This window comes from Rhodococcus sp. AH-ZY2 (genome assembly GCF_030916465.1).
Lineage (GTDB): Bacteria > Actinomycetota > Actinomycetes > Mycobacteriales > Mycobacteriaceae > Rhodococcus > Rhodococcus ruber.
Map to the genome: position 1 here is coordinate 2,130,912 of NZ_CP126458.1, position 14,243 is coordinate 2,145,154.

13 protein-coding genes and 1 tRNA gene are annotated in these 14,243 nt (G+C 73.6%); 4 read left to right on the forward strand and 10 right to left on the reverse strand.

Going from position 1 to position 14,243, the window contains the following annotated elements:
• Positions 1 to 23: 23 nt before the first annotated feature.
• Genes QNA09_RS11015 through QNA09_RS11025 form a run of 3 tightly spaced genes read right to left on the reverse strand, consistent with a single transcriptional unit; the run spans position 24 to position 1,847 of the window.
• A complete protein-coding gene (locus QNA09_RS11015) occupies positions 24 to 557 on the reverse strand; it encodes a hypothetical protein (RefSeq protein WP_040271564.1) in 534 nt (177 codons plus the stop codon).
• Positions 554 to 1,135 carry a hypothetical protein gene (locus tag QNA09_RS11020; protein WP_010595051.1) on the reverse strand — a complete coding sequence of 194 codons (582 nt, stop codon included), beginning with the start codon at positions 1,133 to 1,135 and terminating at the stop codon, positions 554 to 556. Before QNA09_RS11020 ends, QNA09_RS11015 begins: the two co-directional genes overlap by 4 nt.
• Before the next feature lie 31 nt (positions 1,136 to 1,166).
• A complete protein-coding gene (locus tag QNA09_RS11025) occupies positions 1,167 to 1,847 on the reverse strand; it encodes a TVP38/TMEM64 family protein (RefSeq protein ID WP_119699780.1) in 681 nt (226 codons plus the stop codon).
• A 247-nt stretch (positions 1,848 to 2,094) separates the two neighbouring features.
• On the opposite strand from QNA09_RS11025, the gene mutA reads away from it, so the two are divergent.
• From mutA to meaB, 3 genes are read left to right on the forward strand one after another with little or no spacing between them, the layout of a single operon-like run.
• Entirely contained in the window at positions 2,095 to 3,960 is a 1,866-nt protein-coding gene (mutA, locus tag QNA09_RS11030) for a methylmalonyl-CoA mutase small subunit (RefSeq protein WP_040271566.1), read from the forward strand.
• Positions 3,961 to 6,207 (forward strand): methylmalonyl-CoA mutase, encoded by a 2,247-nt coding sequence (gene scpA, locus QNA09_RS11035; RefSeq protein WP_017682218.1) that lies wholly within the window; start codon positions 3,961 to 3,963, stop codon positions 6,205 to 6,207.
• Between the two features lie 6 nt (positions 6,208 to 6,213).
• On the forward strand, positions 6,214 to 7,233 hold the full coding sequence (gene meaB / locus QNA09_RS11040) for a methylmalonyl Co-A mutase-associated GTPase MeaB (protein ID WP_040271567.1): 1,020 nt from the start codon (positions 6,214 to 6,216) through the stop codon (positions 7,231 to 7,233).
• On the opposite strand, the gene QNA09_RS11045 is transcribed toward meaB, so the two are convergent.
• The 6 genes from QNA09_RS11045 to QNA09_RS11070 all read right to left on the reverse strand — a co-directional run bounded on the left by QNA09_RS11045 (position 7,230) and on the right by QNA09_RS11070 (position 13,530).
• The gene (locus tag QNA09_RS11045) at positions 7,230 to 8,609 is read right to left on the reverse strand and encodes a CoA transferase (protein ID WP_208643840.1); all 1,380 of its coding nucleotides are present in this window, start codon (positions 8,607 to 8,609) and stop codon (positions 7,230 to 7,232) included. The genes meaB and QNA09_RS11045 overlap by 4 nt on opposite strands.
• A 22-nt stretch (positions 8,610 to 8,631) precedes the next feature.
• A complete protein-coding gene (locus tag QNA09_RS11050; RefSeq protein ID WP_010595045.1) occupies positions 8,632 to 9,576 on the reverse strand; it encodes a sulfite exporter TauE/SafE family protein in 945 nt (314 codons plus the stop codon).
• Between the two features lie 288 nt (positions 9,577 to 9,864).
• The gene (locus tag QNA09_RS11055) at positions 9,865 to 11,109 is read right to left on the reverse strand and encodes a trans-acting enoyl reductase family protein (protein ID WP_119699781.1); all 1,245 of its coding nucleotides are present in this window, start codon (positions 11,107 to 11,109) and stop codon (positions 9,865 to 9,867) included.
• Positions 11,110 to 11,134: 25 nt separating this feature from the next.
• Positions 11,135 to 11,506, reverse strand: a complete 372-nt coding sequence (locus tag QNA09_RS11060) for a DUF2784 domain-containing protein (RefSeq protein WP_040271570.1) — start codon at positions 11,504 to 11,506, stop codon at positions 11,135 to 11,137.
• Positions 11,507 to 11,553: 47 nt separating this feature from the next.
• Positions 11,554 to 11,949, reverse strand: coding sequence for a universal stress protein (locus tag QNA09_RS11065; protein ID WP_010595041.1), 396 nt, complete (start codon positions 11,947 to 11,949; stop codon positions 11,554 to 11,556).
• Positions 11,950 to 12,087: 138 nt separating this feature from the next.
• Complete coding sequence (locus QNA09_RS11070) at positions 12,088 to 13,530, reverse strand: SDR family oxidoreductase (RefSeq protein WP_119699782.1); 1,443 nt, start codon at positions 13,528 to 13,530, stop codon at positions 12,088 to 12,090.
• A 146-nt stretch (positions 13,531 to 13,676) separates the two neighbouring features.
• Between QNA09_RS11070 and QNA09_RS11075 the strand changes: the two genes are divergently transcribed.
• Positions 13,677 to 13,901: a hypothetical protein gene (locus tag QNA09_RS11075; protein ID WP_119699783.1), complete on the forward strand. Its 225-nt coding sequence runs from the start codon at positions 13,677 to 13,679 to the stop codon at positions 13,899 to 13,901.
• Between the two features lie 100 nt (positions 13,902 to 14,001).
• Here QNA09_RS11075 and QNA09_RS11080 read toward each other — a convergent pair.
• A tRNA-Leu gene (locus tag QNA09_RS11080) sits at positions 14,002 to 14,087 on the reverse strand.
• Between the last annotated feature and the right edge of the window lie 156 nt (positions 14,088 to 14,243).

The window sequence follows — 14,243 nt, forward strand, 5'->3', positions numbered from 1 at the left end:
GGATCCCGGGGTTGCGCGGCCGCTCAGGTGAGCAGGCCCCGTCCCACCCCGCACACCGCGATCGCCCACAGCACGCTGGTGAAGGTGCCGATGATGAACTGCTCCGAGGCCTGGGGTTCGCGCAGTTCGGGATAACGCGCGAGGCCCTTGACCGCGAGCACGACGGCGATGCCCTCCGGCCATCCGGCCAGGATCGCGGCGGCGACCGCCGCCCGCTCCAGCAGGCCGATCACCCGGCCGCCGCGCAGCGGTCCGGGCGGCGGTTCGGGTCCGGCCGGGGACGGCGGGACCGGTCCCGCATCGGGTTGCCGACGTGCGATGCGGAACGAGGCCAGCACGGCGGGGCCGCCGCCGGTGACCGCCGCCGCGGTCGTGAGCACGAGGGTCGCGGCCAGGGCGACGCCACGGACCGCGGGGGTGGCGGTCGCGGCGAGTGCGGCACCGGCAAGGGCCGCCGCGGCGAGTCCGGCGACGAGCCACACGGGGGTGCCGCGGCGCAGACCCAGGACCGGGGCCAGCGCGGCGACGGCGAGCAGAACCAGGGTGACGACAGTCAACGATCGGCCCTTTCCAGGAGACGGCGGGCGAGGTCGCGGCCGGCCGGTTCGGCCTGCCATCCGGCGGCGGCCAGACGCTGCGACACCGCCTGGGTGCTGATGCCGAGCCGCGTGGCGGCCTCGGCCTGGGTGAGCCCGCGGCGGACGAGTTCGACGGCCTCGTGCCCGGCATCGGAGCGGCGGGTCACCAGCAGCGCCGTCAGGGTGAGGGCGGCGTCCGCGTCGGCGGCCGCGGCGGCGTCCGGTCCCTCCACCGCGACCCGGGCGGGTGCGTTCTTGGCGCGGTCGACGGCGCGGCGGGCATGTTCGAAGGCCGGGCCGCGGCCGGCGCGGGTCTGCGCGGGCAAGGGCTGCTCGACGGGCCCGACGCCGATGCCGACGCTCCAGTGGCCCCGGCGGACGAGGTCGAGGGCGAGATCGACCACGACGGCCGGGTCGGCTGCGACGGCCTGCACCTCGTCGCCGGCGGTGCGTTCGAAGGGGCGGAGCAGCTCGGCGCCGCGCAGCTCGCCGAGCAGGTCCGCGACCCGGTCGACGTCCCGTCGGCTGCCGCGCTGATCGACAGTCAACACGAACATTCATCAAGGATGGAGCCTTGAATAGCAAAAATCAAGCTTCAGGGCTTGATGACACGGTGGTGGTCGCGGGGCGGGGCGCCGGGAGGCGGGACTCGAGCCACAGTCCCGAGGCGCCGACGGCGATGCACACCGCCGAGATCCCCAGGAGCGCGGGATGGGTGCGTCCCGTGAGGGCGTCGCCGAGCAGGACCACCCCTACCGTGCCCGGCAGGATGCCGGCGGCGGTGGCCAGCGCGTACGGGGCCACCCGTACCGACGAGATCCCGCAGCAGTAGTTGACCACCGCGAACGGCAGGGGCGCGATCAGCCGCAGCGACCCCACCGCCAGCCAGCCTCGCCGCGCCAGTCGCTCGTCGACCGCCTGGACCGTGGGGTGGCTCAGATGCTCCTCGACCACCCCGCGGCCGATCGCACGCACCAGCAGCAGCGCCAGCACGGCGCTGACGGTCGTGGCGGCGACGGTCACCGCGATGCCCGTGGCCGACCCGAACAGCACCCCGGCGCTGAGGGTGAAGATCGTGCGGGGGAACGGGGCCACGGTCACCACGGCGTGGATCAGGAAGAACAGCAGCGGAAGCAGCGGCCCGGCCGCCTCGGCCCAGGCGCGCACCTCGGCGACGGACGGGTGGGGCAGGAGCAGGGCGACGAGTGCGAGGACGGCCAGCGCGGCCGCCGCCGCGAGAATCCGCCGGTCCCGCAGCATCTTCGTCACGACCGGTCACGATACCGGGCTTCGCGCGCCGGGGCGCGGCCGTGCACGGCCGGGGGCGGGGCCCCTCGGGCCGTCGCGCCGGCGCCCGGTAGATTCCTTAGGCGACGACATTATCGATCGCTAGGGAAACTGTGGTGATCCCCACAATAGGGGCGGCGTGTATGCGGCTAGCATCACAACGGAATCAGTTTAAGGTTTCCACGGCCGTGTTCGGCGAGCCCGCCCGCTGCGTACGAGAGGACCTCACGTGTCATTAGCTTCAGAAGCCGAGGATGCCGCGCGCGCCTACGCGCAGTGGCAGGAGGCGGTGGCGGGGGTGCTGGCCAAGTCCCGCCGCGTCGACCCCGCGGAGCTCGGACCGGAACCGCAGCGGCTGCTCGAGACCACCACCTACGACGACGTCGCCGTCGCGCCCCTCTACGGCCTGCGCGACGAACGTCCCGAGGCGCCGTTGCCCGGCTCCTTCCCCTTCGTCCGTGGCGGTTCCGCGGTCCGCGACGTCAACACCGGATGGCTCGTCAGCGCCCGCTTCGGCGACACTCCCGGCGAGGTGAACGAGCGCATCCTCGACGCCCTCGAGAACGGCGTCAGCGCCCTGTGGCTGCGTGTCGGCGCGGACGGCATCGCGATCGCCGACCTGCCCGCCGCGCTCGACAAGGTCCTGCTCGATCTCGCGCCGCTCACCCTCGACGCCGGCGCCGACACCGCCGCCGCCGCGGGCGCCCTCTACGCGCTGCTCGATGCGCGCACCGACGTCGCCGAGCGCGCCGCCGTGCGGTTGCATCTCGGGGCCGCCCCGCTGACCAGCGCCTTCTCGGGACGCGCCGACGTCACCGTCGCCCAGGCCGTCGAGCTCGCCCACGCCGCCGCCGGCCGCGCCGAGACCGTGCGGGCCCTCACGGTCGACGGCACCGCATTCCACAATGCCGGGGCCGCCGACGCCGAGGAACTCGGTGCCGCCGTCGCCGCTGGACTCGAGTACCTGCGCGAGCTGACCGGCAGCCGCCAGTCCGCGGCCCGGGCTCTCGGCCAGATCGAGTTCCGGTTCGCCGCCACGGACGACCAGTTCCAGACCATCGCCAAGTTCCGCGCCGGCCGGCAACTGTGGGCCCGCATCGCGCAGGTCGTGGGTGCGGCCGACGCCGGTCACGCCCCCCAGCACGCCGTCACCTCGGCCGCGATGATGACCCAGCGCGACCCCTGGGTGAACATGCTGCGCACCACCCTCGCCGCGTTCGGCGCCGGCATCGGCGGCGCGGACGCGGTCACCGTGCTCCCGTTCGACGCCGCCCTGCCGGCCGGCGCGCTCGGGGTGTCGGAGGCCTTCTCCGCGCGCATCGCCCGCAACACCCAGCTGCTGCTGCTCGAGGAGTCCAACCTCGGCCGCGTCCTCGACCCGGCCGCCGGGTCCTGGTACGTCGAGGAACTGACGGCGCAGATCGCGGCCAAGGCGTGGGAGTTCTTCCAGCAGATCGAGGCGGCCGGCGGCTACCGCGCCGCCCTCGACGCCGGCCTGATCGCCGAGCGGATCGCCGCCACCCGCGCCCGCCGCGAATCCGACATCGCCCACCGCCGGACCGCGGTGACCGGCGTCAACGAGTTCCCCAACCTGGCCGAGGCGCCGCTGCCCGCGGAGACCGCCGACGCCGGGGCCGCCGTCGCCCGGTACGCCGCCGCCTTCGAGGCGCTGCGCGACCGCTCCGACGTCCACCTCGCCGCGCACGGCGCCCGGCCCCGGGTGCTGCTCGCCCCGCTGGGGCCGATCGCCGAGCACAACATCCGCACGACGTTCGCCGCGAACCTGCTCGCCTCCGGCGGCATCGAGACGGTCAATCCCGGTCCGCTGTCCGTCGACGACGACAGCATCGCCGCCGCCGTCCGCGACGCCGACGTCACCGTCGCCGTGGTGTGCGGCACCGACAAGCGCTACGGCGAACAGGCCGGCGCGGCCGTCACCGCCCTCCGCGACGCCGGCGTCGGCACCGTCCTGCTCGCCGGGCCGGAGAAGGCCGTGAGCGAGACCGGCGGCGCCGCGCGCCCGGACGGGTTCCTCACCGCCAAGATCGACGCGATCGCCGCGCTGACCGACCTGCTGAACACCCTGGGAGCGTAAGTGAGCATCGAACACAAGATCGGCAGCTTCGCCGACGTCCCGCTGACGGATCCGGCGGCGCCGGCCCCCGCCGCCCCCACCGAGGAGCAGGCCGCAGCGCTCGTCGACGGGGTCGCCGCCGCCAACCACTACACGACCGAGCAGGTGGTGTGGTCCACGCCCGAGGGCATCGACGTCAAGCCCGTCTACACCAAGGCCGACCGCGACCGGATCGTCGCCGAGGGCTACCCGCTGGGCAGCTACCCGGGTCTCGAGCCGTTCGTCCGCGGCCCGTACCCGACGATGTACGTCAACCAGCCGTGGACCATCCGGCAGTACGCCGGGTTCTCCACCGCCGCCGAGTCCAACGCCTTCTACCGGCGCAACCTCGCGGCCGGGCAGAAGGGCCTGTCGGTGGCGTTCGACCTCGCCACCCACCGCGGCTACGACTCGGACCATCCCCGCGTGCAGGGCGACGTCGGCATGGCCGGCGTCGCGATCGACTCGATCCTCGACATGCGGCAGCTGTTCGACGGCATCGACCTGTCGCAGGTGTCGGTGTCGATGACCATGAACGGCGCGGTGCTGCCGATCCTGGCGCTGTACGTCGTCGCCGCCGAGGAACAGGGCGTCAAGCCCGAGCAGCTGGCCGGAACCATTCAGAACGACATTCTGAAGGAGTTCATGGTCCGCAACACCTACATCTATCCGCCCAAGCCGTCGATGCGGATCATCTCCGACATCTTCGCCTACACCAGCGCGAACATGCCGCGCTTCAACTCCATCTCGATCTCCGGCTACCACATCCAGGAGGCCGGTGCGACCGCCGACCTCGAGCTGGCCTACACCCTCGCCGACGGCGTCGAGTACATCCGCGCCGGCCTCGACGCGGGCATGGAGATCGACAAGTTCGCCCCGCGCCTGTCCTTCTTCTGGGCCATCGGGATGAACTTCTACATGGAGATCGCCAAGATGCGCGCCGGCCGCCTGCTGTGGGCCGAGCTCGTCGAGAAGTTCCACCCGAAGTCGGCCAAGTCCAAGTCGCTGCGCACCCACTCGCAGACCTCCGGCTGGTCGCTCACCGCGCAGGACGTGTTCAACAACGTCGCCCGCACCTGCATCGAGGCGATGGCCGCGACCCAGGGCCACACCCAGTCGCTGCACACCAACGCCCTCGACGAGGCGCTCGCGCTGCCCACCGACTTCTCCGCCCGCATCGCCCGCAACACCCAGCTGCTGCTGCAGCAGGAGTCGGGCACCACCCGGCCGATCGACCCGTGGGGCGGCTCGTACTACCTCGAATGGCTCACCCACGAGCTCGCCAACCGCGCCCGCAAGCACATCGCGGAGGTCGAGGAGGCCGGCGGCATGGCGCAGGCCATCTCCGAGGGCATCCCGAAGCTGCGCATCGAGGAGGCCGCGGCCCGCACCCAGGCCCGCATCGACTCCGGCCGCCAGCCGGTGATCGGCGTCAACAAGTACCAGGTCACCGAGGACCACGAGATCGAGGTCCTCAAGGTCGAGAACTCCCGCGTGCGGGCCGAGCAGCTCGCCAAGCTCGAGCAGTTGCGGGCCGACCGCGACCCCGAGGCCGTGCAGGCCGCGCTGGACGCCCTGACTCGCGCCGCCGGCGCGACCGACACCGGGCCGGACACGAACCTGCTGGCCCTGGCCATCGACGCGGCCCGCGCCAAGGCCACCGTCGGCGAGATCTCCGATGCCCTCGAGAAGGTCTACGGCCGCCACCAGGCCGAGATCCGCACCATCAGCGGGGTCTACCGGGACGAGGCCGGAAAGGCGGTCAACATCAGCACGGCAACCGAACTGGTCGAGAAGTTCGCCGAGGAGGAAGGCCGCCGGCCGCGTATCCTCGTCGCGAAGATGGGCCAGGACGGCCACGACCGCGGGCAGAAGGTGATCGCCACCGCCTTCGCCGACCTCGGCTTCGACGTCGACGTGGGACCGCTGTTCCAGACCCCCGAGGAGGTCGCCAACCAGGCGGCCGACAACGACGTGCACGTCATCGGCGTGTCGTCGTTGGCCGCGGGACACCTCACCCTGGTGCCCGCGCTGCGGGAGGCCCTCGCCGAGGTGGGCCGCCCGGACATCATGATCGTCGTCGGCGGGGTCATCCCGCCCGGCGACTTCGACGAGCTGTACCAGGCCGGTGCCGCCGCGATCTTCCCGCCGGGCACCGTCATCGCGGACGCCGCGGTGGGGCTGCTGCACAAGCTCGCCGACCAGCTCGGCCACGACCTCGGGGCCTGACCCGCAATGGGCAGCACCCCCGTCGGCAGTCACACCCGCCGGCCCGCGGTCGACGTCGACGCCCTCGCCGAGGCCGTGCTCGCCAACCGGCGGGCCGGCCTGGCGAAGGCGATCACCCTCGTCGAATCCACCCGCGACGACCATCGGGAGCAGGCGCAGCAACTGCTGCTGCGCCTGCTCCCGAAGGCGGGCGGCGCGATGCGCGTCGGCATCACCGGCGTTCCCGGCGTCGGCAAGTCCACCTTCATCGATGCGCTGGGCATGTACCTGCTCGGCAAGGGGCACCGGGTGGCGGTGCTCGCGGTGGATCCGTCGTCGACCCGCACCGGCGGCTCCATCCTCGGTGACAAGACCCGCATGGCGCGGCTGTCGGTGCAGCGCGACGCCTACATCCGGCCGTCCCCGACGGCCGGCACCCTCGGGGGTGTCGCCAAGGCCACCCGCGAGACGATGGTGCTGCTCGAGGCCGCCGGGTTCGACGTGATCCTCGTCGAGACCGTCGGGGTCGGGCAGTCCGAGGTGACCGTCGCGAACATGGTGGACTGCTTCACCTTCCTGACCCTCGCCCGCACCGGCGACCAGCTGCAGGGCATCAAGAAGGGCGTCCTCGAACTCGCCGACCTGGTCGCGGTCAACAAGGCGGACGGCCCCTTCGAACGCGACGCGCGGGTCGCGGCGCGGGAACTGGCCGGCGCCCTGCGGCTCGTGCATCCGCACGACGCGGTGTGGAAGCCGCCGGTGATCACCATGAGCGGCCTCGAGGGCGCCGGCCTGGACACGTTCTGGGACACCGTCCTCGAGCACCGCCGGGTCCTCACCGCGGCGGGCCTGTTCGAGGAGAACCGGCGCCGCCAGCTGGTGGACTGGACCTGGACGATGGTGCACGACCAGCTGCTGCGCCGGCTCGAGACCAACCCCCGGGTGCGTGCGCTCCGCGGCGACGTCGAACGCGCCGTGCGCGACGGCTCGCTCACCGCGGCGCTGGCCGCCCAGCAGATCCTCGACGCGTTCGACGCCGCACCCTAGACCACCCGGCCCCTAGACCACCAGGCCGCCGGATCGCCGCCCCAGGCCCGGGCCGGGAACGGATAGTCCGGGTACTCGGCGAGCACCGGACGGGCCGTGGTCACCGCCGCGTGCGTGGCCACGGTCCGTGGCCCGGGACGCGCCGGCACCGGCGGGTGCGGGTCCCGGCCGGGCGCCTGCAGCAGCCACGCCGCGGTGCGGGCCAGCGCGACCGCCACGTCGCGGCCCCGCCCGTCCCGGTGCCGCGCGGCGAGCGCATCGAGCACCCCGGCCGCCAGCAGGTAACCGCTCGCGTGGTCGAGGACCTGCACCGGCAGCGCGCCGGGCGTGTCGGAGTCCCCCTCGGCCACCGCGATCCCGGACGCGGCCTGCACGATCGAGTCGAAGCCGCGGCGGGCCGCCCACGGCCCGGACCATCCCCACGCGCACACCCGGCCGTGCACGAGACCGGGCCGGATCGTGCCGGGCGCACCGGTCAGCGCGTCGAGCGCCCCGGGCCGGTAGCCGGTGAGCAGCACGTCGGCGTCGGCGAGCAGACGGCACCACGTCTCCCGCCCGCGACGAGTGTGCAGGTCGAGCAGCGCCGTGCGCTTGCCCTGCCCGTTCTCGGCGTGCTGCCAGGTGATCTCGGGGAGTGCGGGCGGATCGATGCGCAGCACCTCCGCTCCCAGCAGGGCCAGCGCGCGGGCGGCGACGGGCCCGGCAATCACCCGGGTCAGGTCCAGCACCCGGAGCCCGGTCAGGGGCCGCGCCGGATCGTCGCCCGCGACGGTCCGGTCGGCGGTGTCGTCCCGCGCGAGCATCCGGACCAGCGGGCCCGACGCCGCGGCCCGGCCCGGCGGGCTCGTCGCCCACTCGTGCTCGGTGCGCACCCGCACCGCGATCGCGTCGTGCGCGGCGGCTGCGTCCTCGACCGCCGCCGCCGGCAGCTGCCGGAGCCGGGCGGCGCAGCCGGCACGGTCGGTGCCGTCCGGCAGGTCGAGGGCGCGCAGCAGGCGCGCCCGGTGATGCGGGTAGTTCGCGTGGGTGCGCACCCACCCGTCGGCGGCGGCGAAGAACCCGGACAGCGCCGCGAACCCCTCTACGGGCCGGCCCGCCATGCGCAGCATCCGGTCCCCGGCGAACGACGCGGCGATCCGCTCCGGGTCGAGCCGCGCCCCCTGCGGGGCGAGTCCGCGGGCATGGCGGTAGCGGTCGGCGGCCGCCGCGAAGGCCGCCACGGCCCCGGTGGCGAGGTCGGCCACCGGCAGCCGGGCGGTGAGGAACCGCCCGGCCGGGGCGCAGTCGATGCCGGGCGCCGGCTCCACCGGGACGTCGAGGCCGGCGGCGGCGAGGGCGACGCCGTAGGCGTCGAGCACGGCGAGGGGGCTCGTCATGCGCCGAGCGTAGAGGGGGACGCTAGCTCGTGCGGTCCGCGGCCGGCTCCCGCAGCTCGGGGCGGGCCGGCTCGAGGCGCTCGAGCGCCCCGGCGGATTCGGCGCGGGTGAGGCGCGACCGGCGCCACGAGACCGTGAGCAGCGCGATCCAGCCGGCCACGATCAGCAGGTACAGCAAGGTAGTGGCCGTGGCGGAGATCTCGAACGAGGTGCACAGCTTCTGTGCGTTGGTCAACACGATGACGCCGCCGACGGCGGTGCCGAGCAGGGTGGCCGGTACCCGGCTGACCAGCCACGCCGCGATCGGTGCGGCGATGGCCCCGCCGAGGGCGAGACCGGCCACGACGAGCAGGTTGCCGAGCGATTCCCGGCCGAGACCGACGAGGAAGCCGATGCTCGCGGCGAGTGCGACGAGGAACTCGGAGGCGCTGACCGAGCCGATCACGGTCCGGGGGGCCGTCTTGCCGCGGGAGAGCAGGGTGCTGGTCGTGATCGGCCCCCATCCGCCGCCGCCGCTGGCGTCGATGAACCCGCCGAACAGGCCCAGCGGGGACAGGAACTTCGCCGAGTGCGGTGAGGTGCGGGCGTGCGCGACGGCCGGTGGCCGGACCGAGAACCGCAGCGCCACATAGACACCGATGGCGAGCAGGATCGTCGACGTCACCGGGATCGCGGCCGCGGTGGACAGGCTCGAGAGCACCGTCGCGCCGAGGAAGGCGCCGAGCGCGCCGGGCACGCCCAGCTTCGCGACCACCCCCCAGTCCACATTCCGGAACCGCCAGTGCGAGGCGCCGGAGACGAGGGTGGTGCCGACCTCGGCGAGGTGCACGGCGGCACTGGCGTGCGCGGGACCGATCCCGCTGAAGATCAACAAGGTGGTGGCGGTGACCCCGAAGGCCATGCCGAGGGCCCCGTCGACGAGCTGCGCACCGATACCGACGAGCGTGAACACCAGAAGAGCGAACATGCAGAAGACTCCGACCACGAAGGAGCGAACCGGGGAGGGGAGAGGGCGGCGGACGCCGCTCAGCAACACTCCTGGTCGAAGCACGCGCCCCGGCGGGTGGGCCAGAACGCCATCAACGCGAGCAGGGTGGCCGGAGCCGCCGCGATGCTCGTCGTGTGCACGTTCGTGTCCCTTCCCAGGTCTGCCGTTCGCCGCTCTCGCGACGATCCGTCCGAGCATAGCCGGTCGCGCGCGGCGGCGCCGTCGCCGGGCGGCGTGTCGCCGCCTCCCGCGACGGCGCCGCGGCGGTCACGGCAGGCGCCGGGCCGTGATCTCGAATCCGGCGGCGCGCAACCGGTCGGTGAGTACGTCCCCGAAGGCGGTGGCGGGGGTGAGCACCCCGCCCCCGGCGTGGAGGCGGTCGCCGCCGAGGACCAGCGACAGTGCCGATTCGCCGAGCATCACCGCGGTCGCCTTGTAGCCGGGGTCGCCCTGGGCGGCGACGCGGGCGCGGTAGCGGGCACCGGTGCTCGTCGTGGTGTAGAGGTCGATGGTGAAGAAGCCGCGCTCGCGGGCAGACTCGGACGGGCCCTGTCCGGGCGCGGGCAGCAGCTTGTCGAGCACGAACCGGGTCGGGGGAAACGCCAGCCCCGCCACCAGCGCGCCGAAGCCCGCGGCGACACCGGTCGCCACGAGCGGCGACAGCCGCGACGAACCGACGCTCATGGTCTCCCGGTAGCGGAAGCGCGGCCCGTACGCCCAGCCGCTGAGCGCGTTGCTGCGGCGCACCACCCGGGTGTTGTAGGGGCCCATGAAGAACGGCGCGAGCCGGCCGGACAGGTCGGGCGCGACGGATCGGCCGTCGACGGTCGCCAGGTCGTTCTGGCGCCCGAGGTCGGGTTCGCGGGACCGGTCCGGCGACAGCGAGTAGGGGGCGAGGGCGACCTTGCGGGCCGCGGCGTCCCGGCGCACCACGTCCACCTGGGTGCGCATCGAGTCGATCGTGCCGCCGCTGACGCCGCCCCGCATCGCCCGCACCACCAGCGTCGTGTCGGTGAGATCGCCGGCGTCGTCGGCCTGCACGGCCCGGTGCAGCGCGTGCACGCCGAGATCGGAGGGGATCGAGTCGAATCCGCAGGAGTGCACGATGCGGGCGCCGGTGCGGCGCGCCAGGTCGTCGAACCGGTCGATGCTCTCGCGGTGGAACAACACCTCGCCGGTGAGGTCGACGTAGTCGGTGCCCGCCTCGGCGCAGGCCTGCACCAGCGGCAGCCCGTACTTGGCGTAGGGGCCGACCGTGGTGACCACCACGCGGGTGCGGGCGGCGAGCGCGGCCAGCGACTGCGGGTCGCCGGCGTCCGCCTCGAGTACCGGCCAATCCCGCGCGGCGGGCCCGAGCTCGGCGCGGATGCGGTCGAGACGGGTGCGGGAGCGGCCGGCGAGGGCGATGCGCACCCCTTCGGGGGCGTGTTCGGCGAGGTAGGCGGCGGTGATCCGGCCGACGAAGCCGGTGGCGCCGTAGACGACGATGTCGAGATCGCGGGAGGCAGTCATGCGCCACACCCTACTGCCGGGTAAGTCAGGATGCGACGCGGCTCACACGACGGCGCCGCAGCCACCACCCGAACCAGGACACGACGATCGTCACCGCCACCGCGGCCCGCACGAGTCCCACCGCCGAGTCCGGGTAGATCACCCCGGTCAGGTAGTGGTCGATGAACCCGCTCGGCGGCAGGCCCTCGATCCCAGCGCGGCGGCGCGCCCAGTTCTCCAGATCGGTCAGCGGGCAGTCGAACCCGGCGAGGACGGTGGCGAACCCCCACACCACCGCCACGACGTGCAGCGCCAGCGTGCGGGGCCACCGCCACGCCAGGAAACCGCCGAACGTCACATACAGCAGGAAGGCCAGGTGCGCGGCCACGGTGACGTCGGCCAACAGCCGGTACGCCATACCGCCAGCCTAACCGGATCGGGCGGGGCAGCGGCCGTTCCGGACGACTACTCGTCCGCGTCGGTGCCCTTGACGACCAGGACGGGGACCGGCGCCTCGAGCAGCAACCGCTGCAGGCGCCGTTCGAGCAGGAACTTGCCGAGCGCGTTGCGGTCGCGGCTGCCCACCACGAGACGGTCCGCGCCGGACCGCTCGACCAGGTCGACCAGCGCGGCGACCGGGTCCCCGTCGTGCACCGCCGTCCGCAGTTCCCACCCGTCGGCACCCAGGGCGGCGGCGACGTCCGCGCGGATCGAGTCGAGTTCGCGCTGCCCGGCCGCGCCGTCGTCGTCGACCGCGACGAGCACGAGGGTCGTGCCGTCGCCGTGGGCGGCCTCGCGGGCGGCCGTGGTGAGCGCGGCGTGTCCTTCCGGGGTGTCGGCGTGGACTACGGCAACGGGCATGGGATCCTCCGGAGGCGGCGACGGCGTATGTCTCCAGTATCCCCGTCCCGGGGCGCCCCGGCCGCTCCCGGCGGTGTGGAACTGGTCTCTACCTGCGCGGACGTGTCGGGTGGATCTCACCCGGCCGGCGGGACGCGCTCACCACGGGGCCGGGCGGTAGTCCTTGAGGAAGCAGCCGTACAGGTCCACCCCGGCCTCGCCCTGCACGATCGGGTCGTACACGCGGGCCGCCCCGTCCACGAGATCGAGCGGGGCGTGGAACCCCTCCTCGGCCAGGCGCAGTTTGGTGTGGTGGGGCCGTTCGTCGGTGATCCAGCCGGTGTCGACGGCGGTCATGAGGATCCCGTCGGCGCGCAGGTCCTCGGCGCTGGTGCGGGTGAGCATGTTCAGCGCGGCCTTGGCCATGTTGGTGTGCGGATGCCCGGCCCCCTTGTACCGGCGCCCGGCGAACTGCCCCTCCATCGCCGAGACGTTCACCACGTACGTGCGGCGGGCCGGGGAGGCCGCCAGCGCCGGCCGCAGCCGATTGACCAGGATGAACGGTGCCACGGAGTTGCACAGCTGCACCTCGAGCAGCTCCAGCGGCTCGACCTCCCCGACGGTCTGCACCCAGCTGTTGGTGTACACCAGATCGGGCAGCAGCCCCCCGGCGTCGACCGCGACACCGGCGGCGATCCGGTCGGCCGTGGCCGACCCGGCCACCAGCGCGAGCGAGGTGAGCGACTCCGCGGTCAGCTGCGACGGCAGCGACCCGGCCAGCGCGGCCGGGTGGGCGTCCGAGGGCTTGCCGAAGGTGAGCACCTCCGGCCGCGGGCCGGCGGGCAGGGGACCGGACTCGGCCTCGGCGAGGGCGGAGTACGCGCCGGGGGAGCGGCGCACGGTCTGGGCGGCGTTGTTGACGAGGATGTCGAGCGGACCCTGCGCGGCCACGTCGTCGGCCAGGGCCACGACCTGGGCGGGGTCGCGCAGGTCGATGCCGACGATGCGCAGGCGGTGCAGCCAGTCGGCGCTGTCCTCCATGGCCGCGAAACGACGGATCGCGTCGTTCGGGAAACGGGTCGTGATCGTCAGGTGGGCGCCGTCGCGCAGCAGCCGCAACGCGATGTACATGCCGATCTTGGCGCGGCCGCCGGTGAGCAACGCACGCCGGCCCGTCAGATCGGTACGGGCGTCCCGCTTCGCGTGGTTCTCCGCGGCGCAGCGCGGGCACAGCTGATGGTAGAACGCATCGACCCGGGTGTACTTGTCCTTGCACACGTAGCAGGCCCGCGGCCGGATCAGGGTGCCCGCGCTCGCGCCCGGCGCGTTCGAGCTCAACGCGATCCCGGCGGTCTCGTCGTCGATGCGGGTGGGCGATCCGGTCGCGGTCGTCGCGAGCACCTGCCGGTCCGCGGCGACCTTGGCCCGGCGGGCCTCGTTGCGGCGCAGCCGCTTCAGCTTCTTGAACATGTGCCCCACGGCGCGCTGCACCGCCACCGAATCCGGGTGGTCGGCGTCGAGCTCACCCACGAGGGACAGGACGCGGAGGCAGGTGGCGAGGTCGGTCGGGTCGATACCCGACGCGTCGGTGTGCGAAGTCATGGGCCTGTTCGTCGTGTGGGGCGGTACGGACCGATGGTATCGGGCGGGCGACGCCGGCCGACCTCGTGGGACCTGTGGCTCTGCCCGCGACGCCGCGAACCTGGCAGGCTCGGGGTGCAAGCAATCCTCGACCCAAGGAGACGACGATGACCGCACGGCGCCGCCGGAAGTTCCGCGACCTGACCCCGGGGCAGCAGACGCTCGTGCTCACCCTCGCCGCTGTGCAGCTCTCGCTCGCCGCGACGGCGTGGACCGATCTGGCGCGGCGCCCCGCGGACCGGGTCGCGGGCAGCAAGGCGAAATGGGCCGCGATCATCGCGGTGAACTGGATCGGCCCGATCACCTACTTCCGCCGGGGCCGGATCGGCTGAGCCGCCCACCCGCCGCGGGCGGCGAACGCCCACCGCCGCGGGCGGCGAAGGCCCCGAACCTGCTCGGTTCGGGGCCTTCGTCGACGATCTCGATTCGGAGTGTCCGAGGGGGGACTTGAACCCCCACGTCCGTTAATAGGACACTAGCACCTCAAGCTAGCGCGTCTGCCATTCCGCCACTCGGACATGCTGATGCTCCCCGCTCCGCGGGTGCCGTTTCAGCGTAGCCTACCCGGGCGCCCCGTCCCAATCCGCTGGTCGACGGCCCGGCCGGCTCCGGCGGCGACGCACGGCCGATCCGGCGTGGCCCGGCGCCGCAACGGCGAAGGCCCCGAACCTGTT

What these genes read in the sequence shown, in the direction of transcription:
- QNA09_RS11045 (WP_208643840.1), bottom strand. Translation starts at nt 8,609, where the DNA reads ATGACGAGCCCCCTCGCCGTGCTCGACGCCTACGGCGTCGCCCTCGCC.
- QNA09_RS11055 (WP_119699781.1), bottom strand. Translation starts at nt 11,109, where the DNA reads ATGACTGCCTCCCGCGATCTCGACATCGTCGTCTACGGCGCCACCGGC.
- meaB (WP_040271567.1), top strand. Translation starts at nt 6,214, where the DNA reads ATGGGCAGCACCCCCGTCGGCAGTCACACCCGCCGGCCCGCGGTCGAC.
- QNA09_RS11020 (WP_010595051.1), bottom strand. Translation starts at nt 1,135, where the DNA reads ATGTTCGTGTTGACTGTCGATCAGCGCGGCAGCCGACGGGACGTCGAC.
- QNA09_RS11065 (WP_010595041.1), bottom strand. Translation starts at nt 11,949, where the DNA reads ATGCCCGTTGCCGTAGTCCACGCCGACACCCCGGAAGGACACGCCGCG.
- QNA09_RS11050 (WP_010595045.1), bottom strand. Translation starts at nt 9,576, where the DNA reads ATGTTCGCTCTTCTGGTGTTCACGCTCGTCGGTATCGGTGCGCAGCTC.
- QNA09_RS11060 (WP_040271570.1), bottom strand. Translation starts at nt 11,506, where the DNA reads ATGGCGTACCGGCTGTTGGCCGACGTCACCGTGGCCGCGCACCTGGCC.
- QNA09_RS11075 (WP_119699783.1), top strand. Translation starts at nt 13,677, where the DNA reads ATGACCGCACGGCGCCGCCGGAAGTTCCGCGACCTGACCCCGGGGCAG.
- QNA09_RS11070 (WP_119699782.1), bottom strand. Translation starts at nt 13,530, where the DNA reads ATGACTTCGCACACCGACGCGTCGGGTATCGACCCGACCGACCTCGCC.